Below are 24516 nucleotides of genomic sequence, written 5' to 3'. Positions count from 1 at the left end.
CCGGCGCGTGACGGTCGTGGTCGTCCCGACGCCGGGGCTGCGGGACGCGGAGTCGCGCCGCCGGGTCCTCGACGCGGCCGAAGTCGTGCTGGGGGCCGGACCCGGCACCCTGCGCCTGGGCCACGAGGACAACGGCCGGCCGCTGCTGTCGGGGCTGGGCGAGGGCGTCCACGTGAGCCTCAGCCACGGCCGCGGGGTCGCCGCGCTGGCGCTCACCGGCCTCGGGCCGCTCGGCGTCGACGTGGAGGCGGAGCGGCCGGTCCGCGCCGTCGCCCTGGCGGAGCGGTGGTTCCCCGCCGCCGAGGCCGACTGGCTCAAGGGCCGGGAGGAACGGATGCGGGTGGCCGCGTACTTCTGGCTGTGGACCCACAAGGAGGCGATGGGCAAGGCGTACGGCACCGGGCTGGACCCGGAGGCCTTCCGGCGGCGGGCGCCGGTCCCGGCCCGCTGGCCCCGGGACCGGCGGGCGGACGCCCCGCTGGCCCCGCCGCCCGGGGAGCCCGGACTGTCGGTCTCCTCGCCCTTCCTGGACGACCGCGTGACCCTCACCGTCGCCGTCCTGGGACCGGACGCCCGGGGCGCTCCGGTGGACGTCCACCTGGCCGCCCCGCTGTGACCCCTGCGCTGGATTGACATCGTTCATGACACCTGTCAGTGTCTTCTTACAGGTAGGGCTGCGGGTGGAACGAATGGGGTGAGGGTCCTGACGAGCGAAGAGCTGCTGACGCTGCTGGCCGCCGTGGGACACGCCCAGCGGTTGCGGATCGTGGGAGAACTCGCCCGGGGCCGGGTGCACGTCAGTGAACTGGCCCGCCGGCTCGGCCTGTCCAGGCCGCTCCTGTACATGCACCTGGAGCGTCTGGAGAAGGCCGGGCTGGTGGCCGGGTCACTGGAGCTCTCCGAGGACGGCAAGGCGATGAAGTTCTTCGAACTCGCCCCGTTCGACATCCATCTCACGGTCGACACCGTCCTCGCGGCCCTCCGGGAGGACGAGTTGCAAGCCGCGGGAGCGGACAGCGGCGCAGGGAAGAAAGGAACCCCCTCATGAATGGCGGAATCATCGCCATCCTCGTCACCTTCATCGTCGTCGGCGGGATCAGCGTCAGCACGGTCGCCTATTTCACGCTGCAGAGACACCGCGCGGACGCCGTGGCCATGGCCGGATACCGCAAACTCGCCGAAGAGGCCGTGGCCCAGCAGGCAGCCCTGCACGCCGAGGTCAGGGAACTCACCCAGCGGGTGGGCTCCGTCGAGGGACTGCTGAGGAGCGTCGACGAATGACGCGCGCCGCGCCCGACCCGTTAGGCCTGCCGCCCCGGCCCCTGTCCTTACCGCTGTCGCCGGCCCCCTGGCGCGCGACCGCCTACCTCGCGAGCTACCTGCTGACCGGCCCGGTGCTGTTCGCGTTCTGCCTGGCCACCGTCGTGGTCTGCTTCGTCCTCAACATCACCATGATCGGCCTGCCGCTGCTGATCGGTGCCGCGGCCCTGCTGCGCGGCGGCGCCCACATCGAGCGGGCCCGCGCCCGGCTCGTGTCCGGGCCCGTCGCCGCCGACTACCGCACCGTCGAACCGAACGGGATCCGGGCCGGGGTCAAGGCCCGCTGGTCCGACCCGGCGACCCTGCGCGACCTCGCCTACCTGGTCTGCCTCTTCGTCCCGCTCCTCGTCCTGGACGCGGTGGCCCTCGTGATCTGGCTGACCTCCCTCGCCCTCACGCTCGTCCCCGCCTGGTACTGGGCCGTGCCCGACGGCGGCGCCCTCGGGATCCTGCGCGTCGACACGCTGCCCACCGCCTTCGCCGCCGCGCTCGTGGCCTGCGCACTGCTCCCGGCCACCGGCTACGTCGTGACCTCCGCCGCGCGCCTGCACCGCGCCGTGGCCCGCAAACTCCTCGGACCCAGGACCGACCCGCTGTCCGCGGCGAAGCGCCTGCTGGCCGAACCCGGGCCGCTCGCCGCGGCCGCCGCACCGGTGAACACGCCGGCCCCTTCCGCTCCTTCGACTGCTCCGACAGGGATGAACCCATGAACACCGCAACCGCGAACGCCACCGCCGACGTGGTGCGGCTGACCGGGGTCAGCCGCACCTACGGCGGAGAACGCAACCGGGTCAACGCCCTCGACGACGTGTCGATCGGCTTCCGCACCGGCACCTTCACCGCCGTGATGGGACCGTCCGGATCCGGCAAGACGACGCTGCTCCAGTGCGCGGCCGGACTCGACAGGCCGACGGCCGGCTCCGTGCTGCTGGACGGTCAGGAACTCACCGGGCTCGACGAGAAGCAGCTGACGATGCTGCGCCGCGAACGCATCGGCTTCGTCTTCCAGGCCTTCAACCTGCTGCCCGCGCTGACCGTCGCCGACAACGTGGCGCTGCCGCTGCGCCTGGCCGGCCGCAAGCCCGAGCCGGGCAGCGTCGACCAGGTCCTGGAACGCGTCGGCCTCGGTTCCCGCAAGACCCACCGCCCCGGCGAACTCTCCGGCGGACAGCAGCAGCGCGTGGCGATCGCCCGCGCCCTCATCACCAAGCCCGCCGTCATCTTCGGCGACGAACCCACCGGCGCCCTCGACACCCGGACCGCACTGGAGATCCTGCGGCTGCTGCGCGAATCGGTCCACCAGGGAGGACAGACCGCCATCGTCGTCACGCACGACCCGGTGGCCGCCTCGCACGCCGACCGGGTCGTCTTCCTCGCCGACGGCAAGGTCGTCGACGAGCTGTACGGAGCCTCCGCCGACGCCATCGCGGAGCGCATGACCCACCTCGGCGCCTGGGGCGACCAGACCGTGGCGAGCCGGGAAGGGGCCCGCTGATGTTCGGTCTCGCCCTGCAGACGCTGAAGTTCCGCATCGGCAGCTTCGTCGCCTCCTTCGTCGCGCTGTTCTTCGGCGCCACCATCCTCATGGCCTGCGGCTCGCTCATGGAGACCGGCATCCGCAGCGTCGTCCCGCCGCAGCGGCTCGCCGCCGCCCCCGTCGTCGTCTCCGGCAAGCAGACCTTCCAGCGCGACACCCTGCCCGAACGGGCCCGGCTCGACGCCTCCCTCGCCGACCGGCTGCGCGCCGTACCCGGTGTGGACCGGGTCCTGACCGACGTCTCCTTCCCCGTCACCGCGCTGAAGGGCGGACACCCCGCCCCGAACGGCACCGGCCTCACCGGCCACGGCTGGTCCTCCGCGGAACTGACCGGGGCCCCGCTCGCCGACGGCGCCGCCCCGAGCGGCCGCGGCGAGGCGGCCCTCGACCAGGCGCTGGCCGGCCGGCTCGGCGTCAGGACCGGCGACCGGATCACCCTCGGCGTCGCGGGAACCGGCGAGGACGTCACCGTCACCGGGCTGGTCCGCCCGCACGAAGGCACGGACGCCTCCCTGTACTTCGCCGACGGCGAGGCGGGCCGGCTGCTGGGCCGCCCGGGCCGGGCCGACGCCATCGGCGTGCTCCCCAAGGCCGGAGTCCCCACCGCCGAACTGGCCGGCAAGATCGAGCAGGAGCTGAAGGGCACCGGGGCGCAGGTGCTCACGGGCGACGCCCGGGGCGCCGCCGAGTTCCCGCAGGCCCTGGAGGCCTCCACCCGGCTGATCTCGATGTCCGCGGTCTTCGGCGGCATCGCCGTCATGGTCGCGGTGTTCGTCGTCGGCTCGACCCTGGCCCTGCTGGTCCAGCAGCGGCTGCGCGAGATGGCACTGCTGCGGGCCATCGGCGCGCTGCCCACCCAGATCCGCCGCATGATCGTCGGCGAGACCCTGGTCGTCGGCTCCGCCGCGATCCTCGCCGGGTTGGTCCCCGGATGGCTCGCCGGCCGCTGGATGCTCGGACGGCTCGCGGACGGCGGGGTCGTCGCCCCCGAGATCGTCTACCGGGCCGGCTGGATCCCGATGCTCGTCGCCGCGGGCGCCGCCCTCGCCTCCGCCGTGGCCGCCGCCTTCATCGCCTCGCGCCGCGCCGCACTCGCCCGGCCCGCCGACGCGCTCGCCGAGTCCGCCGTGCAGACCCGCTGGCTCAGCGGCCCCCGGCTCTTCTTCGCCCTGCTCTGCTTCGCCGGCGGCGCTGCGCTCGCCCTGGTCACCGCACTCGTGATGCGCGGCTCCATCGCCGCCGCCACCGCGGGCCCCTCGGCCATGCTCTGGGCCGGCGGCATGGCCCTGATCAGCCCCGGGCTCACCCGGGTGCTGACCGCCGTACTGCGCTGGCCGCTGCGCGCCCTGTCGGGCTTCCCGGGCCGACTGGCCACGGACAACGCCCGCGTGCGCCGGATCCGGGTGGCCGGCGCGGTGACCCCGGTCATGCTCGTCACCGGCCTCGCCACGGGCCTGATCTACCTCCAGACCGCGCAGGCCGAGGCCTCCCGGGACGCGGCCTCCTCCCTCGTCCGGGCCGACGCGGTCGTCAGCTCGGCCGCAGGCGGCATGGAGCCGGGCCAGGTCGAGCGGATCGCCGCACTGCCCGGCGTCGCGGGAGCGTCCGCGTACATCCCGGGCAAGGCCTACATCCTCGAGCCGAGCGGCGACCCGGACGACGAGCCCGACGAGATCGAGCTCCCCGTCCAGGGCGTCAGCGCGGCGGGCGCCGCCGCCACCCTCTCGGCCCCGGCGCGCGAAGGCTCGTACGCGGACCTGACCGGCAACACCCTCGCCCTGCCCACCACCCTGACGGGGGAGAAGGGCCGGCGGGTGGGCGACACCGTCACCGTCGTCCTCGGCGACGGCACCGCCCTCCCGCTGAAGATCGTCGCGTCGTACGAGGGCAAGCCCGGCTTCGAGACCGGACTGCTCCCCGCCGAGCTGGTGCTGGCCCACTCCGACACCGGGCTGGTGCCGCAGATCCTGGTCGCGGCCAAGGACGGCGTCCCGGCCGCCGCGCTCGTGGACACCCTGCGGGGCGCCGCGGACGCCACGCCCGCCGTGCGGGTCGCCGACCGGGCCACCGTGGAGGCCGCCGCCCAGGACAGCCAGACCAGCGCGTGGATCAACTACCTGCTGGCCGGCACGATCATCGGCTACGCGGTCATCTCGCTCATCAACACCCTCGTGGTGTCGGCCGCCGAACGGCGCCGGGAGTTCGCCCTCCAGCGGCTCGTCGGCGCCACCGAGGGCCAGGTCCTGCGGATGATGACCGTCGAGTCCCTGCTCGTCGCCCTGGCGGGCATCGCACTGGGCACCGCGGTGGCCCTCGCCACGCTGGCCCCCATGGGCATCGCCCTGGGCACCGGCTGGCTGCCCTCCGGACCGGTGTGGATCTACTTCGCCGTCGTCGGCTTCGCCGCCGTGATGACGCTGGCGGCGACCCTCGTACCGAGCCGCATGGCCCTGCGCCAGCGGCCCGCGGAGGTGATCGCGGTCGCCTGAGCCGCGGCACGTCGCGGAAGCGCACCCGCACCCCCGCAACCGCGGCGGCCGGAATCCCGTTTCACCGGGTCCGGCCGCCGCTGCCGTTCCCGGCCGCGCCGCGCCGGGCGGCCTGGGACATTCGCTCCTCCCTTAATGGGGTACCGGGCGGACTGGGCCAAATCTAGGGTCAATTCCAGTTGGAAATCCGCGAGTTACTGGAACAGGGGGCAGTGATGCTCAACCGAGTTGTCATCGTCGGCGGCGGTACGGCGGGATGGATGACGGCCTCGTATTTCAAGGCCGCATTCGGTGACCGTATCGACATCACGCTGGTCGAATCCGGCAACGTCGGATCGGTCGGCGTGGGCGAGGCGACCTTCAGCGACATCCGGCACTTCTTCGAGTTCCTCGGGCTCAAGGAGAAGGACTGGATGCCGGCCTGCAACGCGACCTACAAGCTCGCCGTCCGCTTCGAGGACTGGCGCGAGAAGGGCCACTACTTCTACCACCCCTTCGAGCAGATGCGCTCGGTCAACGGATTCCCGCTGGCCGACTGGTGGCTGAAGCAGGGCCCCACGAGCCGCTTCGACAAGGACAGCTTCGTCATGGCCTCCGTCATCGACGCCGGCCTGAGCCCGCGCCGCCTCGACGGTACGCTGATCGACCAGCCCTTCGACGAGGGCGCGGACGAGATGCAGGGCCTGACCATGTCCGAGCACCAGGGCAAGACCCAGTTCCCCTACGCCTACCAGTTCGAGGCCGCGCTGCTCGCGAAGTACCTCACCAAGTACTCGGTGGAGCGGGGCGTCAAGCACATCGTCGACGACGTCAAGCACGTCGCCCTCGACGACCGCGGCTGGATCTCGCAGATCACGACCGCCGAACACGGCGAGATCACCGGCGACGTCTACGTCGACTGCACCGGCTTCCGCGGCGTGCTGATCAACCAGGCGCTGGAGGAGCCGTTCATCTCCTACCAGGACACCCTGCCCAACGACAGCGCGGTCGCCCTCCAGGTCCCCATGGACATGCAGCGGCGCGGCATCCGCCCCGCCACCACCGCCACCGCCCAGGACGCCGGATGGATCTGGACCATCCCGCTGATGGGCCGCGTCGGCACCGGCTACGTCTACGCCAAGGACTACCTCTCCCCGGAGGAGGCCGAACGCACCCTGCGGGAATTCGTCGGCCCCGCCGCGGCCGAGGTCGAGGCCAATCACATCAAGATGCGGATCGGCCGCACCCGTAATTCCTGGGTGAAGAACTGCGTCGCCATCGGACTTTCCAGCGGATTCGTCGAGCCGCTCGAATCCACCGGAATCTTCTTCATCCACCACGCCATCGAACAGCTCGCCAAGAACTTCCCCGGAGCGGACTGGGACCCCACCCACCGCGACCGTTACAACGACGCCATCGCGCACGTCATGGACGGCGTACGGGAGTTCCTCGTCCTGCACTACGTCGCGGCGAAGCGGAACGACACCCAGTACTGGAAGGACACCAAGACCCGGGCCATTCCGGACGGCCTCGCCGAGCGCCTGGAGAAGTGGAAGACGCAGCTGCCCGACAGCGAGACCGTCTTCCCCTACTACCACGGGCTCCCGCCGTACTCCTACATGTGCATCCTGCTCGGCATGGGCGGGATCGACCTCAAGCCCTCGCCCGCGCTCAGCCTCGCCGACGGCAGCGCCGCGGAGCGAGAGTTCGAGGCGATCCGGCAGAAGACCGCCCGCCTGCTCGACACCCTGCCCAAGGCGTACGACTACTTCGCGGCCCAGCGGTGATGTGGTACGCCGCCCACGTGGCCGCGGCACTCGCGGTCGTCCTGTCCGTCGCGGTCCTGGGCAGGGCGGCCGCGAGGCTGCTCCGGCAGCCCGAGGTCATCGGGGAGATCGTGGTGGGGCTGGTCGCCGGCCCCGCCGCGATCGCCCTCCTCGGTGCCGGCACCTTCCACACCACGGTCCTCCCCGACGAGGTCTTCGAGGCCGTCAAGACGCTCTCCAAGGCCACCCTGGTGCTCTTCCTCGTGGGCCTCGCCCACGAGCTGGGCAGCACCCCCGGGGGCCTGCCCCGCCGCACCACGGCGTGGGTGACCGCGGGCGCCCTGGTACCGCCCCTCGCGACCGGACTCCTCCTGGCCGGCTACGTGCTGGCCTCCGACGACCCGGCCGTGCGCGGCAGCGCCCCGCTGCCCGCGTTCGTCCTGATGACCGCCGTCGCCATGTCGATCACCGCCGTCCCCGTGATGGCCCGGATCCTCGCCGACCGCGGCATGAGCGAGACCTCCGCCGGACGCCTCGCCCTCGCCGCGGCCATCGCCATCGACGGAGTGGGCTGGCTGCTGCTGACCGTCGCCATCGGCATCGGCGACGGCAGCCCCGCCGGAGTGCTGCGCTCCGGAATCGCCCTCGCCCTGGGCCTGGTCTGCGCCTTCGCCCTGCGCCACGGACTGCGCACCCACGTGGCCGCGCTGCTCCTGCGGCGCTCGCCGGCCGGTGCCGCCGTGCTCCTCGGCGCGTTCACCCTGGCGGTCGCCTTCGGCATGGAGGCCCTCGGGATGACGGCCATCGTGGGCGCCGCGCTGATCGGCTTCGCGATCCCCGGCGACGCGTCGGCGCCCTGGGCGCCCGCCGTCTCCCGGGTCTCCCGGGCCGGCCGGGCCTTCGTACCCGCCTTCTTCGTGGTCACCGGCATCACCGTGCTCACCCGTGCCTTCGACGACGTCCCCTGGACCCTCATCGGGCTCGCGGTGCTCCTCGGCTGCCTGGGCAAGGCGGGCGGCGGCTACTTCGGGGCCCGCATCGCCGGACAGTCCGCCGAGGAGTCGGCCCGCATCGGCACCCTCATGAACACCCGCGGCCTGACCGAACTCATCGTCCTGCAGGCCGGCTTCGCCGCGGGCCTGCTCACCGCGCCCCTCGTGCTCGCGCTGATCGTGATGGCCCTGGTCACCACGGCGATGACCGGACCCCTGCTGCTGCTCATCGACCGCAGGAGCGGGACCCGGCCGCACGCCGGCCCCGCGGTCGCCGAGCCGCGGGCCGTGCCCGTACCCACAGAGAGCGGTGTGCGATGACCGAATCGGCCCTGCGGACGCCGCCGTCGGCGACCGCCGACGAGTTCCGGACCATGATGAGCGGCTTCCCCACCGGGGTCGGCATCATCACGGCCACCGACGACGACGGAGCACAGCGCGGCATGACCTGCTCCTCCGTGTGCAGCGTCTCGCTCGACCCGCCCGTACTCCTCGTCAACCTGCGCCACGGCTCCCCGACCCTCGACGCCGTACTGCAATCGGGAGCCTTCGCGGTCAACCTGCTGCACGCGGGCGGCCGCAGGGCGGCCGAGCTGTTCGCCTCCGGCAACCCCGACCGCTTCGGCCTCGTACGGTGGGCGGCGGACGAGGACGCCGCCGGCGCACACCTCGTACAGGACGCCCACACCATCGCCGACTGCGAGGTGGTGCTGACCCAGCGGATGGGCGACCACGTCACCGTGTACGGCGAAGCCCGCCGGATCGTCCGGCGGGCCGAGCAGGAGCCGCTGCTGTACGGGCTGCGCCAGTTCCGCGACTGGCCGGCCGCCTAGGGGGTGTCCGCACTGGGCTTCCTGATCCGGCCTGCACCGCGCGGCGCACACTCAGCCGGCGGCGGCCTCCTGCAGGAGGTCCGCCGCCAGCTCGGCCGCGAGCAGGGTGACGGAACCGCCCTCCGGGTGCGCACCGGCCGCCCCGCCGCCCAGCCGGCCGTCGAGCAGGGCCATCCCCAGCGGAGTGACCGTGTGCAGGACGTTGTTGCGCACCCGCCGGGTCGTGATCAGCCCCGAATGCCGCAGGACCGCCGTGTGCTGGCTGGCCCCGGCCGAGGAGATGCCGAGCCGCTCGGCGAGCTGGCTGGTGCTGCACGCCGCGGTGAGCGTACGCAGCGCCGCGGCCCGGGTCTGCCCGACCAGGGCGCTGAGCGCCTCGGCGCTGGTGTCGGCCGGCGCGTCCCACACGTCGCTGTCGCGCGGGGAGGACGCGGGCACCGAGAACACCAGCGCGGCCATCCCGCTGCCCCGCTCCGCCTCCACCACCAGCCCGGCCCGGCCCGGCAGGAACACCGACGGGCACAGCAGCAGCCCCCGGCCGTCCAGCCGGATCTCCCGGTCCGGGCCCTCGTGGATCTCCAGCACGGGCGAGTTCCACACCACCTTCGGGTGGAGCGTGGCGAGCAGCCGCTCCACCCCGCCGGTCATCGCGATCCGCCCGCGCGCCTCGCATTCGGCGGCGAGGCGCCGGTCGATCCGGTCCCAGTACGGGGCCACGCCCGAACGCCACACCTCCAGGGCGAGCCGGGCCTCCTCCAGGCCCGCCCCCGGACCCCCGGGGGCGGCGGCGCCGTGCTCCAGCAGGAACAGCAGGTCCTCCGGGGCGCCCAGGTCCCGGGTCCGCCGGGTGAACACCGCCCCCCGCGGATCCCGGCGGCGCATCCGCCCCAGGGTCTCGCCCCGCCAGCGCGCGTAGTTGGCCTGGCCCGAGCGGGTCAGCACGCCCAGCGCGAAGACACCCTCGGCCAAGGGGCCGAGGGTGCTCTGCAACCGGGTGCGGGCCAGGTCGGACGTGGTGAAATGAATGGTCTGCACAGGTCTCGTCCCCGCTGGTTTGAGTGTCAGGGGAGTGCTACGCGGACGGCGCGGTCCCCGTCAGCTGGAGGAAGGCGTCGTCGAGCGTCGGCCGGCGCAGGCCGAACTCGCCCACCCGCACCCCCGCGTCCCTGAGCGCCGCCGCGGCCGCGGCGACGTCGTGGATCCCGTCTCCGACGCGCAGCGTCACCGCGCCCCGCTGCTCGTCGACCCGGGCCTCGGCACCGGCCCGCACCCCGGCCAGGGCCGAGAGGGCGGCCGGCAGCATGGACCGGTCGTCGACGGTGAACGACAGCCGGGCCTCGCCGACCTTGTTCTTCAGCTGGTCCGGAGTGCCCTCCGCCAGTACGGACCCGGCCGCGATCACCACGATCCGGTCGGCCAGCTGATCGGCCTCCTCCAGGTACTGCGTGGTGAGCACGACGGTGACGCCCTCGTCCACGAGGTCGCGCACCGCCCGCCACAACAGGATCCGGCTCGCCGGGTCCAGGCCCGTGGTGGGCTCGTCGAGGAACAGCACCTCGGGCCGCACGACCAGGCAGCTCGCCAGGTCGAGGCGGCGGCGCATACCGCCCGAGTACGTGCCCACCGGGCGGTCCGCGGCCTCCTCCAGGCCGTAGCGGGCCAGCAGCTGCGCCGCGCGGGACCGGGCCCCGGCCCGCCCCAGGTGCAGCATCGTGCCGATGAGCACCAGGTTCTGCCGGCCCGTGAGCAGCTCGTCCAGAGCCGCGTACTGGCCCGCCAGCGCGATCCGCCGACGTACCTCCGCGGGCTCCCGCGCCACGTCGAACCCGGCCACCCGGGCCGTGCCCGAGTCCGGCTTCAGCAGCGTGGAGAGCACCCGCACCGTCGTGGTCTTGCCCGCGCCGTTCGGCCCGAGCAGCCCCAGCACGGAGCCGGCCGGCACCGCGAGGTCGATGCCGTCGAGGGCCCGCTTGTCCTTGTGGCGTTTGGTCAGCCCGGCCGCCTCCACCGCCAGTTCGGCGCCCATCGGTCAGTTGCGCACGCTGAGCGGGCGCAGATCCGTCCAGTTGCCCTCGACGAAGGCCAGTGCGGTGTCGCGCGTACTGGCCTCGAGGGCGACGGTCCAGCCGTCGGGGACGGCGGCGAAGGCGGGCCAGATGCTGTGCTGCTCCTCGTCGTTCACCAGCACGAGGAAGAAGCCGTCCTGGTCCTCAAAGGGGTTGCTCACAGCGCACTCTCCGTTTCCGGGGCAGTCGTAGCGTGGTGTCCACGATGCTGCCGCGCGGCGCTGACCTGCTGCTGACCCCGCCCTGATGGGGACCGCCCCGCGGGGACGGCGGACAGCGCGGAACCCGGCCGCGCGGGGGTCGCGGCCGGGTTCCAGGGGGAGTGGCTCCTAGACAGGCCCCAGGGGCGGGACGTCAGGTGCCGAGGCGCCGGTAGCGGCGCAGCCCCGCGGTCGTGGTCAGGACGAGCAGCACGCCGAGGGTCAGCGCGACCACGGTCAGCGGGTGTTCGGCCGGGAAGCCGTCCCCGCCCGCGGTCGGGTTGCCCCACAGCTCGCGGCAGGCCCGGGCCACCGCCGTCACCGGGTTCCACTCGGCGACCGTGCGCAGCCCCGCCGGCAGGTTCTCCGGCGCCAGGAACGCCCCGGAGAGGAAGGGCAGCACGGTCACCACGAGCGGGGTCAGCGAGCTGATGGTCTCCAGGCTGCGCGAGGCCAGGCCGAGCAGCACCCCCACCCAGAGCATCACGTAGTTGAACGCGGCGAGCAGGCCGAACCCGGCGAGCACCGCCGCCGGACCCGTGTGCGGGCGCCAGCCCAGCAGCAGGCCGAACAGCGCGACGACCGCGAGGCCGCCGAGACCCACCAGGAAGTCCGCCAGGGTGTGCCCGAACAGCACCGACGCCCGGGACACCGGCATCGAGCGGAACCGGTCGATGACCCCGCCCCGCACGTCGCCGGCGACCGCGATGGCGGTCGGCCCGACCCCGGCGAGCCCGCCCTGCACCACCGCACCCGCGAACAGGTACTCCTGGTAGCTGCCGTCACCGGGGAGCACCAGGGACTTCTCCAGCAGGAACCCCAGCACCAGCATGGTCAGCAGCGGGTTGAGCGTGATGCCGAGGAACCGGCCGGGGGCCCGGCGCAGGTGGCGCAGCCGCCGGCCGGCCACCGCCAGGGTCTCGGTGAGCGCCGCCGCGACCCGGCCGGGAGCCGGGCGCAGGACCTCGGCGGCCGGGGCGGCCGTGGCGGTGCTCATCCCGCGCTGCCCGCGGGCGCGAGGGCGGCGGCCATGTGCAGCCGCTGGAGCCCGGCCGCGACGGCGGAGCCGATCAGGGCGAGCGGGTCGGGATGCATCATGTAGTCGTGCGAGCAGGGCACCTCGTGCACCTCGATGCGGCCCTCCACGTGCGGGGCCCAGCCGGCCACCCGGGCGGCGACCTCCTCCCCGGACAGGCCGGCCGAGGCGACGAACAGCTGGAGCGCCCCGCGCAGGGTGCCCGGGAGGTATCCGCCCAGCAGCTTGCCGTTGTTGCGCATCGTCGCGAGCATCGCGAGCACCCGCTCCTCGCCGAGTGCGGCCATCGGGCTGTTGCCGCGCTCCAGGACGTCGACCACGTCGGCCGGGGTCAGCTCGCGGCCCGCGAACTCGGACTTGTCGTGCCCGACGAGTTCCACCACCCAGCCCAGCAGCGACTGGTCGTCGCCGACCTCCTCCTCGGGGGTGCGCGGGTAGGAGTCGAGGTTCGCGACCAGCCCGACCTCGTGGCCGGCCTCCTGGAGCTGCACGGCCGTCTCGTAGGCGAGGGTGCCGCCGAAGGACCAGCCGAGCAGGTGGTACGGGCCCTGCGGCTGCACCTCCCGGATCAGCTCCACGTAGCGGGCCGCCATCTCCTCGACGCCGGCCGGCAGCGGGGCGAGCTCCGTGATGCTGGGCGCCTGGATCCCGTAGATCGGGTAGTCCTCGCCGATGTGGCGCGCGAGGCCCACGTACGGGAGGGCGAAGCCGACCCCGCTGTGCAGGCAGAACAGCCCCGGCCGGTCGCCGGTCGCCTTCAGCGTCACCACCGTCGCGAACGGGTCGTTCTCCTCGGGCGAGCCCAGCTTGGCGAACACCTCGTCGATGACGGAGCCGCGCGGCGGGTCCTGGCGCACGGGCTGCTCCCGGCGGTCCACCTCGGCGGCCAGCGCGGCCACCGTCTGGTGGGCGAACACGTCCGCGATGGTGATGGCCACCCCGGCCTTGCGGGCCCGGCTGACCAGCCGCAGCGAGCGGATGGAGTCCATGCCGTTGTCGAAGAAGTTGTCCTCGACGGAGAAGACGTCCCGGCCCAGCGCCTCCGCGACGGCCGTGGCCAGCTGCTCCTCACGCCGGGTCCGCGGGGCGACGACGGCGGGGGCGGCAGTGGCGGCGGGCTGCGGAGCGGCCGGCTCCTCCTGCGGCCGTACGGCGGTCGGTTCGGCGGGCAGCAGGGCGCCGTCCTCGCTCCACCGCACCAGCTCGCCGGTCCGCAGCATCCGCGTGCCGGCCGGGCCGAAGGGGGCGGCCACGAAGTGCTCCGCGGTGCGGCCCGTACGGCCGAAGTAGCCGCGGGCCAGCCCCTCGCCCGCCAGGTACAGCTCGCCGACCGCCCCGACCGGGACGGGCTCCAGCCGCTCGTCGAGCACGTACGCCCGCGTCCCCGCGGCCGGCCGGCCGCCGAGGGTGATCCCGCCCGGCACGAGGTCGTCGTCCGGGGCCGCACCGCCGGAGCCCTCCGGCCCGTCCAGCAGCACGGTACGGCCCGCCAGGAGCGGGGCGAACAGGGCCGGGGCGGTCCCCTCCAGGCTCAGCGCCCGGTGCTCCACCACGGTGCCCAGCAGCCTCCCGTCGGGATCGGCCGCGTAGTCCACGACGGCCGCGTGCCGCGGGTCCGGGGCGCCGTGCCCGGCCGGGCCGCCGTCGGGCAGCGCGGCCAGGGCCTCGGTGACGGCGGGGGAGCCGAGCAGGATCCGCGCGGGCCCCGGCGGGAGCGCCGCGGCGGCGGAGGCCTCGGCGACGATCGCGACCGGGCGGGCCTGCCCGGCCAGCGCCTCCAGCCGCCCGGCGGGCAGCCGCGGGTCGAAGAGGGTGTACGCGGCGCCCGACTTCAGGACCGCGAGGACGGCCACCACCAGTTCGGGGGAGCGCGGCAGGGCGACGGCGACGAGCCGCTCGGGACCGGCCCCGCGGTCCGCGAGCAGCCGGGCCAGCCGGCCGGCCCGCTCGTCCAGCTCCCGGTAGGTGAGGGTGGTGGAGCCCGCCCGCAGGGCCGGGGCCTCGGGCGCACGCCGGGCGGCGGCCTCGAACAGCTCCGGGAAGGTGCCGGCGGCGGTGTCGGTGTCGGATTGCGTGGGGTTGAAGTCGGTCAGCACGCGCTGCCGTTCCTTTCCGTCGAGGAGCTCGATCGACGCGAGGCGGACATCGGGATCGGCGGCCACGGCGCGCAGCACCCGCTGCACGCCCTCCGCCAGCCGCTCGGCCGTGGACCGGTCGAAGAGGTCGGTGGCGTACTCCAGTACGCCCCGCAGCCCGTCCTCCGACTCGTCGAACTGGAGCCGTAGATCGAATTTGGTCATCCGCTGCGGCACGTGCTCACCGCTCACGCGCAGGCCCGGCAGTACGGGCGCCTCGCCGGCCTCGGTGTTCTGGAGCACCAGCATCACCTGGAACAGCGGGTGCCGGGCCAGCGAGCGGGCCGGCTTGAGCGCGTCCACCACGTGTTCGAAGGGAAGGTCCTGGTGGGCGTACGCGGCGAGGTTCACCTCGCGCACCCGGGTCACCAGATCCCGGAAGACGGGGTTGCCGGAGACGTCCGTGCGCAGCACCAGCGTGTTGATGAAGGTGCCGATCAGATCGCCGAGCTCCTCGTCGGTACGGCCCGCGATGGGAGTCCCGAGCGGGATGTCGCTGCCCGCGCCGAGCCTGCTCAGCAAGGTGGCGAAGGCGGCCTGGAGCACCATGAACAGCGTGGCGCCGGACTCCCGGGCCAGGGTGGCCAGCCGGGCGTGCTCCGCGGGCTCCAGCAGGAACCCCACGCCGTCGCCGCGGTGGCTGGCCACCGCCGGCCGCTTGTGGTCCCGCGGCAGCCGGATCTCGTCCGGCAGCCCGGCCAGGGTCCGCGCCCAGTGCCGCAGCTGTTCGCCGAGCAGCGAGCCGGGATCGTCCGGGGAGCCGAGCAGATCGCGCTGCCACAGCGCGTAGTCCGCGTACTGCACCGGCAGGGCCGGCCAGCGGGGCGCGCAGTCGGCGCTGCGCGCCCGGTACGCCGTGGACAGGTCCCGCAGCAGCGGGGCGATCGACCAGCCGTCGAACGCGATGTGGTGGAAGACCAGGAGGAGCACGTACTGGCCGGGCTCGCCCCCGGTCACCGTGAACAGCCGGGCCCGCAGCGGGGGTTCGGCCGTCAGGTCGAAGCCCCGCTCGGCCTCGTCGGCCAGGGTCCCGGCGAGGGCCTCCTGCCCGGTCTGCCGGGTCTCCAGCACCGGGTTCCCGGCGGGCGCGTCCAGCACCCGCTGGTAGGGCAGGTCGTCCACCGGCGGGAACACCGAGCGCAGCACCTGGTGGCGGCCCACCAGGTCGTTCAGGGCCGACTGGAGGGCCTGCGGGTCGAGTTCCCCGCTCAGCCGGATCGCGAACGGCACGTTGTACGAGCCCTTCGCACCCTGCTCCAGCCGGTTGGCGAACCACAGCCGCTGCTGGGCGTACGACAGCGGGGCGATCCCGCCGGCGGCCGCACCCGTACGGCTCGACGGGCGCGGGGCGGGCCGGGCCGCCTCGGCACCGGCGCCGGTCACCCGGAGCGCCAGCCCCTCGGCCGTCCGCGCCTCGAACAGGGCCCGGATGGGCAGTTCCACCTCGAGCAGCGAGCGCACCCGGCTGACCACGCGGGTGGCGAGCAGCGAGTGCCCGCCCGCCGCGAAGAAGTCCTCGTCCGCGCCGATCCGCTCGATGCCGAGCACGTCCGCGAACATCCCGCAGAGGATCTCCTCCACCGGGGTGCGCGGGGCCCGCCCGCCCGCCAGGTCGGCGAATCCGGGCACCGGCAGCGCCTTGCGGTCCACCTTGCCGGCGCTCGTCAGCGGCAGTGCGTCCAGTACGGTCAGCGCCGAGGGCACCATGTGCTGGGGCAGCGTCGCGACGGCGTACGCGCGGACCGCCGAGGCCAGCGCCGCCTCGTCGCCGTCCGGGCCGAGCGGCACGGCCGGCACCAGGCAGGCGACCAGCCTGCGGTCGCCCGGCACCGGCTCGTGGACGGTGGCCACGGCGGCCGCGACCTCGGGGTGCGCGGCCAGCACGGCCTCGACCTCCCCGAGTTCGACGCGGTAGCCGCGCAGCTGCACCTGGTCGTCGCTGCGCCCGGCGTACTCCAGCTGCCCGTCGGGAAGCCACCGCACCAGGTCCCCGGTGCGGTACATCCGGGAGCCCGGGGCGCCGTACGGGTCGGCGACGAACCGCAGCGCGGTCAGCGCGGCCCGGCCGGCGTAGCCGCGGGCCAGGCCCCCGGCCACGTACAGCTCGCCCGTGGTGCCCGCGGGCACCGGGCGCAGGTCGCGGTCGAGCACGTAGACCCGGTGCGCTGAGGTGGGCCTGCCGATCGGCGGCCGCTCGGGCGCCCCCAGCGGGCCGCCGACGGTACTGGCGACGACCGCCTCCGTCGGGCCGTACCCGTTGAACACCCGCACGTGCGGGGACCACCGGGCCACCACCTCGGGCGGGCAGGCCTCGCCCGCCACCGCCATCGTCAGACCGGCGGGCAGCCGGGTGCCCTGCGGCAGGGCGCCGGCCACCACCGGCGGCAGCCCCGCCAGGGTCACCCCGTGGTCGTTGATCAGGTCCACCAGGGGCTGCCCCGGGTCCCGGCACTCGTCGTCGGCCACGACGACGGCGCCGCCGTTGAAGAGGGCGAGCCCCATCTCCCACGCGGAGGCGTCGAAGCTGAACGACGCGAACTGCAGCACCCGGTCCGCCGGGCCCAGCCCGAACCGCTCGGTGAGGCTCGCCACCATCGCCGCGAACCCGGCGTGGTCGACCAGCACCCCCTTGGGCTTGCCCGTCGAACCGGAGGTGTAGATGGCGTAGGCGAGGTTCCCGGGGCGCAGCGGCGCCGTCCGCTCCTCGTCCCGTACGTCCTGCGGGCTCAGCCCGGCCAGTTCGGCGCGGGTCGAGTCACCGTCGACGACCAGCAGCGGCACCTCCCCGGCGTCCAGGTCCAGAGCCACCTCCCCGGCCGTCAGCAGGGCGGCGGGCCGGGCGTCGGCCAGCATGTAGGCGATGCGCTCCGCCGGGTACCCGGCGTCGACCGGCAGGTATCCGGCGCCCGCCTTCAGCACCGCGAGCGCGCACACCACCATGTCCGGGGTCCGCGGCAGCGCGAGCGCCACCAGCTGCTCGGGGCCGATCCCGCGGGCGACGAGCAGCCGGGCCAGCCGGTTGGCGCGCGCGTTGACCTCCGCGTACGGGATCTCCTCCCCGTCGTGGACGACGGCGGTCGCCCCCGGGGTCTCGCGCGCCCACTTCTCGAACAGGCCGGTGACCACGCACCGCGGATCCGCGGTGACCTCGCCTGCCCATGCGCCGGTCAGCCGCTGCCGCTCCTCCCCGCCCAGCACGTCGAACCGGCCGATCGGGTCCTGGGGCCGCTCCACCACCGCGCGCAGCAGGCGGGTGAACCGGTCGGTGAGCGACGAGGCGGCGGCCGGGGTCAGGGCGCCGGGCGCGTACTGCACGTGCAGGCGCATGCTTTCGCCCGGATAGACCGACAGGGCGAAGGGGTACTCGGCGACGACGCGGGCGTGGCCGGACTCGAAGTGCAGTCCATCGACCAGGCCGTTCAGGGCGGACACGTCGGCCATCGGATAGTTGTTGTAGCTGACCACGGTGTCGAAGAGGTCGCCCACCCCGGCGATGCGCTGCACCTCGGCGAGGCCGATGTGCTGGTGCTCCGCCATCGAGAACTGCTGCTCCTGGAGGTCCGTGAACAGCTCGGCGGGCGTCCGGCCCGGGTTCAGGGCGACCCGCACCGGAAGGGTGCTGAGGAAGGAGCCGATCATCGACTCCACTCCCGGAAGGTCCGCGGGCCGGCCCGAGTTGACCGCCCCGAACACCACGTCGCGCCGGCCGGTGAGCCGGCCCAGCAGCATCGCCCAGGTGCCCTGGACCACCGTGTTGACGGTCAGGCCACGGGCGTTCGCCCACTCGGCCAGGGCCGCCGTGAACGGCGCGTCCACGTCGACGAGCAGCTCGCCGGGGAGCGCGGAGCCGCCCGCCGCGCCGGACTGGACGAGCCGGGTCGGCTCCTCGATGCCGTCCAGCAGCAGCTTCCAGGCGTTCCGGGCGGCCGTGCCGTCCTGGTCCGCGAGCCAGGCGGCGTACGCCCGGTACGGGACCGCCTCGGGCAGGACGCCGGGGTCGGCGCCGCCCGCGTACAGGGTGAACAGCTCCTGCGCGAACAGGGCCATGGACCAGCCGTCCACCAGCGCGTGGTGCACCGACCACAGCAGCCGGTGCGCCTGCGGACCGGTGCGGACCACCGTGAACCGCACCAGCGGGGCCCGCCGCACGTCGAAGCGGCGCGCCAGCTCGGCCTCGGTGACCTCGGCCAGCGCCGCCTCCCGCTCCTCCCCGGGCAGCCCGCCCAGATCGGTCTCGGTCCAGCCGAGGACGGCCCCGGCGGGGATGACCTGGACCCGGTCGCCGTCCGTGCGGTCCGGGAAGCACGCCCGCAGGCTGTCGTGCCGGTCCAGCAGGGCCTGCGCCGACGCCCGCAGCAGCGCGGTGTCCAGCGGACCCGTCACGTCGACGCCGATCTGCAGGGTGTACGGGTCCACGCCCTCGGTGTCGTACTCCGCCGAGAACAGCAGCCCCAGCTGCAGCGGCGAGGCGGGCAGCACGTCGGCGAGCGGCCCCAGCTCCCCTTCGAACTCCTCGATCTCCCGCTGGCCCAGCGACACCAGCGGGAAGTCGCTGGGCGTGGAACCGCCGGCCCCGGCGGTGCGGGCGTGGACGGCCAGCGACTCCAGGGCCCGGAACCAGCCCGCGGCCAGCTCCGCCACGTCCTCCTCGGCCAGCAGCCCGCCGGCCCAGGTCCACTCGGCGACGAGCACCGGGCCGTCCGCCCGCTCCTCGGCCACCGAGGACAGCTCCAGCGCGTGGCGCAGCGGGGTGTCGGGGTGCACGCCGAGGCCGACCACGGCGCCGGACCCGTCCAGGGACCAGCCGCCGTCGGCCTGGGGCCGGAACCGGCCCAGGTAGTTGAAGCCGACCTGGGGGGCGGGGAACCGCGCCAGGACCGACTGGGTCTGCGGGTTGAGGTGGCGCAGCAGTCCGAAGCCGATGCCGTGGTCCGGCAGCTCCCGCAGCTGCTCCTTGACCCGCTTGAGCGCGTCGCCGGCGGCGGCGCCGCCCGCGTCGAGCCGTACCGGGAAGGCACTGGTGAACCAGCCGACGGTGCGGGACAGGTCCAGCTCGTCGGAGAACTCCTCGCGCCCGTGGCCCTCGATCTCCACGAGCAGCCCGCCCCGGCCCTCCCCGCGCCGGGCCCGCCACTCGTCCGCCGCCAGCGCGAGCGCCGTCAGCAGCACGTCGTTGACCTCGGCGTTCAGCACGCCGGGCACGGTGTCGAGCAGTTCGGCCGTCAGGGCGGCGGGCAGCTCGGCCCGCAGGTGCCGGGCGCTCGCCCGGGTGTCCAGCTCCGGATCCGGCAGGCGGCTGCCCAGCACCGGCTCCGGGGCCGCCAGCAGCCCCCGCCACAGGGGCAGTTCGCTGACCCGGCGGGTGGAGCGGGCGTGCTCGGTCAGCTCCCGGGACCAGCGCCGCAGCGAGGTCGCGACCGGGTCCGGCGCGGGCGTCCGGCCCGCCTCCAGCGCCTCGTACGCGGCCTTCAGGTCCGGGACCAGGATCCGCCAGGACACCCCGTCGACCGCCAGGTGGTGGGCGACGACGACCAGCCGCCCGGGCAGGGCGGGGCCGCGGTCCAGGAGGACGGCCCGCAGCACGGTCCCCGCCTCGGGGTCCAGCAGCTCGCGGGCGGCGGCCACCTGCTCCTCGATCTGCTCCGGCAGCGGGCGCCCGTCGGCGCTCACCCGGGTCAGGACCTGCTCCGCGCGGACCTCGCCGGGCGGCCGGACCTCGAGGGTCCACAGCCCCTCGACGGGGACGGCCAGCTTCAGCCGCAGCGCGTCGTGGTGGTCCAGTACGGCCTGCAGCGCGCCGGTGACGTGCCCGGCGCCGGCGCCGGCCGGCAGCTCCACCGCGACGTGCTGGCTGTAGACCCGGGCCGCGGCCGCCGAGGTCGCCAGCTGCTCGCGCAACTGGTGGGCGACGGGGAGCAGTCCGGTCTCGCCGACGCCGTCGTCGGCGGCCGTCACCCGTTCCCGTACGGGCGGTGCCGCGGCCGCGATGGCCGCCGGGGTGCGGTGGTCGAAGACGTCGCGGGCGCTGATCGTCAGCCCGGCCCGGCGGGCCCGGCTGACGACCTGGATGGCGCTGATGCTGTCGCCGCCCAGGGCGAAGAAGTTGTCCTGCGGGCCGACCTGCGCCCGGCCGAGCACCTCGGCGAACACCGCGGTCAGCAGCGCCTCGGCCCGCCCCGCGGGCGCCTCGTGGGCGGTGGGGGCGGGCCCCCGGGCCGGCTCGGGCAGGGCCTTGCGGTCCACCTTCCCGTGCGCGGTCAGCGGCAGCGCGTCCAGCACCAGCAGTTCGGCGGGGACCATGTAGCCCGGCAGCCGGGCCGCCAGCCCCTCCCGGACGGCGTCCGGCGCCCCCGGGCCGGCGGGGCCCACCACGTAGCCGGTCAGCCGGGCCCGGCCGGCCGGGTCCCGGTGCACCACGACCACGGCGTCGGTGACCGCCTCCAGCGCCCGCAGCGCCGACTCGATCTCACCGAGCTCGATGCGGTGGCCGCGGATCTTGACCTGGTGGTCGCGCCGCTCCAGGAACTCGAACCGCCCGTCGGCGTGCAGGATCACCTGGTCGCCCGTGCGGTACATCCGGGTACCGGGCGGGCCGTACGGGTCGGCCGTGAACACCGAAGCCGTGCGCGCCGGGTCGCCCAGGTAGCCGCGGCCGACGCCCGCCCCGGCCACGTACAGCTCGCCCGGGGTGCCCGCGGGCACGGGACGCAGCTCGTCGTCGAGCGCGAGGAGGCGGGTGTTGCGCACCGCCTTGCCGATGGGTGCGCTCGGCCGCCCGACGGGCAGGTTCGAGGCCGTCAGCACGGCGTGCGTGACGTCGTCCGAGCACTCGGTGGGCCCGTACGCGTTCACGACCGGGACCGCGGGGAAGCGGGCCGACCAGCGCGCGCACAGGTCGACGGGCAGCACCTCGCCGGTCACCATCAGCCGGCGCAGCGAGGGCAGCCGGGGCACGAGACCCGTGTCGTCCCAGGAGTCGAGGGCCGCCCGCAGCAGCGAGGGCACGACCTCCAGCACCGTCACGCCCTCGTCGGCCGTGAGCGGGAACAGCAGTTCGGGGTCGGCCGCGGTGTCCCGGCCCACTACCCGCACCCGGCCGCCGACGAGCAGCGGTGCGAGCATCTGCCACACCGAGATGTCGAAGGTCACCGGGGCGTTCTGCACCAGCGTGTCGATCTCGGACAGGTCGAGGTCCTCGATCTTGGCGAGCAGGTGGTTGGCCATGCCCCCGCGGTGCACCATCGCGCCCTTGGGCGTGCCCGTGGAACCCGAGGTGAAGATCGTGTAGGCGAGGTCCAGGTCGCGCCCGCGCGGCTCGGCCAGCGCGTCCGCCGGGTCCTCGGACCCGTCCGGCACCACCACCCGCACCCCCGTGCCGGCCGCCGCGGCGACGGTCTCGGCCAGCGGGAGCCGCTCCGCGTCGGCGACCAGCACCGTCGCCCCGCTGTCCCGCAGCAGCGCGACGAGCCGGGCCTCGGGGGCCGCGACGTCCAGCGGCACGTAGCTGCCGCCGGCGCCGACCGCGGCGAGCACGGTGGTGACGAACCCGATGCCCGGGGCGGCCAGCACGGCGGTCGGACCGGTGTCCAGCCGCCTCGAGAGGGCGCTCGCCCGGCCCACCAGGGCGGCATAGCCGATCTCACCGGAGTCGTCGATGACGGCGGTGCCGCCCGGGTAGGTGCCCGCGGTGCGCCGGACGCGCTCCACGAGGCCTTCGAACGGGCTCTCGTCCACGGTCCCCGAACCGGCGGCGATCAGCGCGCGCACCGACTCCTCGTCGAGGGTGGCCAGCCGGGCCAGCGGGGTGTCGTCCCCGGCGGCGACGAACTGCTCGAGGAACCGGGCCAGTCCCTGCGCGTGGCCGGTCAGTTCGGCGAGGGTGTAGCGGGCGCTGTTGCCGCTGAGGTGGACGGTGGTGCCGCCGTCGGGGGCGTCCACCAGGGTGATCTCGAAGTCGTCGATCAAGCCCGTGGACAGGTTCTCCACGGTCACCTCGCACGGGCCGAGCGCGAGGCGCGTCTGCTGCGGCAGGATGTTGACCAGCGGCCCGAACGGCCGCCGGTCGTCGCTGCGCAGCCCCATGTCGCGGCGGATCGCGCTGACCCGGCGGCGCTGGTGCTTCAGGATCCGGGTGAACTCGCCGGAGGTCTGCCGCAGCAGCTGCGCGCGCGTGGTCGCCGGCGCGACCTCCACCGCCAGCGGCAGCGTGTTGGCGACCATCCCCGGGACCGCCCGCATCAGCGCGCCCACCCGCGTGGTCACCGGCACCGTCAGCAGCACCTCGCGCCGGCCGGTGCACCGCGCCGTGTAGGCGGCGATGGCGGCCATCACCACGGTCGGCCAGGTCACCGACGCGTCCGCGGCCAGGCCGCGCAGCGCCCCGGCGGCGGACGCCGGCAGCTCGAACCGGGCCCGTACGAAACCGGATCCGGGCTCCGCGTCACCGCCGGACAGGGTGACCGGGGCGGGCGCCGCCGGGAACCGGCCGGACCAGAAGCGCGCGTCGCGCTCGGCCTGGCGGGAGACGGTGTAGGCCTGCTCGGCGTCGATCAGCGCGCTCAGCGGGGGCAGCCGGCCCTCGTCGGCCGAGACCCCGGCGAGCAGGGCCTCGTACAGCTCCGTGAGACGGCGCCAGAACACCACCTGGCTGTAGCCGTCGCACAGGAAGTGGTGGATGCACATGTAGAAGAGCGAGCGGTCCCCGGCCAGCCGCAGCAGCGCGAGCCGGAAGAGCGGTCCGCCCTCGGGGTCGAACGGCGTCTCGAGGTCCGAGGCCATCCACACCCGGGCGGAGCCCAGCGGATCGGCCGACCCGGCCAGGTCCACGGCGGTGTAGGGCAGTTCGCCGAGCGGCTCGACGCTCTGGCGCGGCTCGCCGCCCGCCGTCTCCAGGAAACGGGCGCGCATGCACTCGGCCTCCTCGGCCAGCAGCCGCGCGGCCTCCCGGAACAAGGCGGTGTCCAGCGGGCCCCGGATGTCGAGGTAGCCGGCCGTGTTGTAGGCGAAGCCGCCGCCGGAGAGCTGCTCGTCGAACCAGATGTCCGCCTGCCCGGCGGAGAGCGCCAGGACCTGCGTGCGGTCGTGCGCGCCGTGCGTGTGCGTCGTGTCGGTCATGTCCGCCGTGTCCGTCGTGTCCGTCATCGGGGTCCCCTGCTCAGTAGCCTCGTGGCGGTCGCGCCGCGCAGCGCCTCGGCGCCGTAGATCTCCTCGACCCACTGGTCGTTGTAGAGCGTGTCCAGGTAGCGGTCGCCGAGGTCCGGCGCGATCGCCACGGCGGTGATCCCCGGGTCCGGGGCGCAGCGCTCCAGCCAGCTCAGGGCCCCGCTGACGACCGTCCCGGTGGAGCCGCCGAAGAGGAAGCCGCGGTCGGCCAGCCGGCGGCACACCCGGATCGTCTCGGGCTCGGTGACGTGGACGACGTCGTCGACGAAGGACTCGTCGAGGATGTGCGGGCGGACACCGGTGCCCAGGCCCGGGATGGACCGCGGGCCGGGCGGGGTGCCGAAGGTCACCGAGCCGACGGTGTCGATGGCCACGATGCGCACGGACGGCTTGGCCTGCTTCAGGTAGCGGGCCGAACCCATCAGGGTGCCCGTGGTGCCCGCGCCGACGAACACCACGTCGACCTCCGGGAAGCTCTTGAGCACCTCGGGGCCGGTGGTGTTGAAGTGCGCCAGCCAGTTGCCCGGGTTGACGTACTGGTTGAGCCAGACGTAGCCGTCGTTCCCGGCGACCAGCCGCTTCACGTGGTTGATGCGCGCGCCCAGGAAGCCGTCCACCGGATCGGGCTCGGTGATGACGTGGACCCGGGTCCCCAGCGCCTCCATCAGGCGGCGGGCGCCCAGGGTGCAGCGCGAGTCGGTCACGCAGGTGAAGCGGTAGCCGCGGCTGCTCGCGAGCAGGCTGATGGCCACGCCCATGTTGCCCGAGGAGCTCTCCACGAGCATGTCGCCGGGGCCCAGCTCGCCGCTGCGCTCGGCCGTGGCGATCATCTCGGACGCGGCTTTGAGCTTGATGGAGCCGGCGAAGTTGAAGCCCTCGCACTTCAGATAGAGCGGACGACCGGAGATCCATTCGAGGTCAACGTAGAGATCGTCGACGTTGAACTCCTGCGGGGCGGATATGACAGGCACTGGACGACTCCCACCTACGGCCGATGCGGC

Annotated in this window: 15 protein-coding genes; 9 read left to right on the top strand and 6 right to left on the bottom strand. The window is 74.4% G+C overall.

What is annotated here, in order from left to right:
* Nucleotides 1-7 precede the first annotated feature (7 nt).
* The 9 genes from ACIGFK_RS34775 to ACIGFK_RS34735 all read left to right on the top strand — a co-directional run bounded on the left by ACIGFK_RS34775 (nucleotide 8) and on the right by ACIGFK_RS34735 (nucleotide 8916).
* The gene (locus tag ACIGFK_RS34775) at nucleotides 8-616 is read left to right on the top strand and encodes a 4'-phosphopantetheinyl transferase family protein (RefSeq protein ID WP_386468618.1); all 609 of its coding nucleotides are present in this window, start codon (nucleotides 8-10) and stop codon (nucleotides 614-616) included.
* 87 nt (nucleotides 617-703) lie between these two features.
* Nucleotides 704-1048, top strand: coding sequence for an ArsR/SmtB family transcription factor (locus ACIGFK_RS34770; RefSeq protein WP_376655368.1), 345 nt, complete (start codon nucleotides 704-706; stop codon nucleotides 1046-1048).
* Nucleotides 1045-1281 (top strand): hypothetical protein, encoded by a 237-nt coding sequence (locus ACIGFK_RS34765; RefSeq protein ID WP_376655351.1) that lies wholly within the window; start codon nucleotides 1045-1047, stop codon nucleotides 1279-1281. The genes ACIGFK_RS34770 and ACIGFK_RS34765 overlap by 4 nt, the downstream gene beginning before the upstream one ends.
* On the top strand, nucleotides 1278-2030 hold the full coding sequence (locus tag ACIGFK_RS34760; RefSeq protein ID WP_376655350.1) for a sensor domain-containing protein: 753 nt from the start codon (nucleotides 1278-1280) through the stop codon (nucleotides 2028-2030). Before ACIGFK_RS34765 ends, ACIGFK_RS34760 begins: the two co-directional genes overlap by 4 nt.
* Nucleotides 2027-2815 (top strand): ABC transporter ATP-binding protein, encoded by a 789-nt coding sequence (locus ACIGFK_RS34755; RefSeq protein ID WP_386468621.1) that lies wholly within the window; start codon nucleotides 2027-2029, stop codon nucleotides 2813-2815. The genes ACIGFK_RS34760 and ACIGFK_RS34755 overlap by 4 nt, the downstream gene beginning before the upstream one ends.
* Nucleotides 2815-5346 (top strand): FtsX-like permease family protein, encoded by a 2532-nt coding sequence (locus tag ACIGFK_RS34750; RefSeq protein ID WP_400055052.1) that lies wholly within the window; start codon nucleotides 2815-2817, stop codon nucleotides 5344-5346. Before ACIGFK_RS34755 ends, ACIGFK_RS34750 begins: the two co-directional genes overlap by 1 nt.
* 215 nt (nucleotides 5347-5561) lie before the next feature.
* Nucleotides 5562-7112, top strand: coding sequence for a tryptophan halogenase family protein (locus tag ACIGFK_RS34745; RefSeq protein WP_376655347.1), 1551 nt, complete (start codon nucleotides 5562-5564; stop codon nucleotides 7110-7112).
* Nucleotides 7113-7129: 17 nt separating this feature from the next.
* Nucleotides 7130-8404, top strand: coding sequence for a cation:proton antiporter (locus ACIGFK_RS34740; RefSeq protein WP_400055050.1), 1275 nt, complete (start codon nucleotides 7130-7132; stop codon nucleotides 8402-8404).
* Nucleotides 8401-8916, top strand: a complete 516-nt coding sequence (locus ACIGFK_RS34735; RefSeq protein WP_376655345.1) for a flavin reductase family protein — start codon at nucleotides 8401-8403, stop codon at nucleotides 8914-8916. Before ACIGFK_RS34740 ends, ACIGFK_RS34735 begins: the two co-directional genes overlap by 4 nt.
* Before the next feature lie 51 nt (nucleotides 8917-8967).
* Here ACIGFK_RS34735 and ACIGFK_RS34730 read toward each other — a convergent pair whose 3' ends face one another.
* The 6 genes from ACIGFK_RS34730 to sbnA form a co-directional block, all read right to left on the bottom strand.
* Complete coding sequence (locus ACIGFK_RS34730; protein ID WP_386468628.1) at nucleotides 8968-9951, bottom strand: ArsR/SmtB family transcription factor; 984 nt, start codon at nucleotides 9949-9951, stop codon at nucleotides 8968-8970.
* 37 nt (nucleotides 9952-9988) lie between these two features.
* On the bottom strand, nucleotides 9989-10942 hold the full coding sequence (locus ACIGFK_RS34725; RefSeq protein WP_376655343.1) for an ATP-binding cassette domain-containing protein: 954 nt from the start codon (nucleotides 10940-10942) through the stop codon (nucleotides 9989-9991).
* Between the two features lie 3 nt (nucleotides 10943-10945).
* Entirely contained in the window at nucleotides 10946-11143 is a 198-nt protein-coding gene (locus ACIGFK_RS34720; RefSeq protein WP_376655342.1) for an MbtH family protein, read from the bottom strand.
* A 193-nt stretch (nucleotides 11144-11336) separates the two neighbouring features.
* Nucleotides 11337-12179 (bottom strand): ABC transporter permease, encoded by an 843-nt coding sequence (locus ACIGFK_RS34715; RefSeq protein WP_386468631.1) that lies wholly within the window; start codon nucleotides 12177-12179, stop codon nucleotides 11337-11339.
* A complete protein-coding gene (locus tag ACIGFK_RS34710; RefSeq protein WP_400055047.1) occupies nucleotides 12176-23494 on the bottom strand; it encodes an amino acid adenylation domain-containing protein in 11319 nt (3772 codons plus the stop codon). The genes ACIGFK_RS34715 and ACIGFK_RS34710 overlap by 4 nt, the downstream gene beginning before the upstream one ends.
* Nucleotides 23491-24486 carry a 2,3-diaminopropionate biosynthesis protein SbnA gene (gene sbnA / locus ACIGFK_RS34705; protein WP_376655339.1) on the bottom strand — a complete coding sequence of 332 codons (996 nt, stop codon included), beginning with the start codon at nucleotides 24484-24486 and terminating at the stop codon, nucleotides 23491-23493. The genes ACIGFK_RS34710 and sbnA overlap by 4 nt, the downstream gene beginning before the upstream one ends.
* Between the last annotated feature and the right edge of the window lie 30 nt (nucleotides 24487-24516).

This window comes from Streptomyces sp. NPDC085524 (genome assembly GCF_044541755.1).
In the GTDB taxonomy this organism is placed as follows: domain Bacteria; phylum Actinomycetota; class Actinomycetes; order Streptomycetales; family Streptomycetaceae; genus Streptomyces.
The sequence above is the reverse complement of the archived record's forward strand: the minus strand, read 5'-3'. Positions and strand labels throughout refer to the sequence as shown.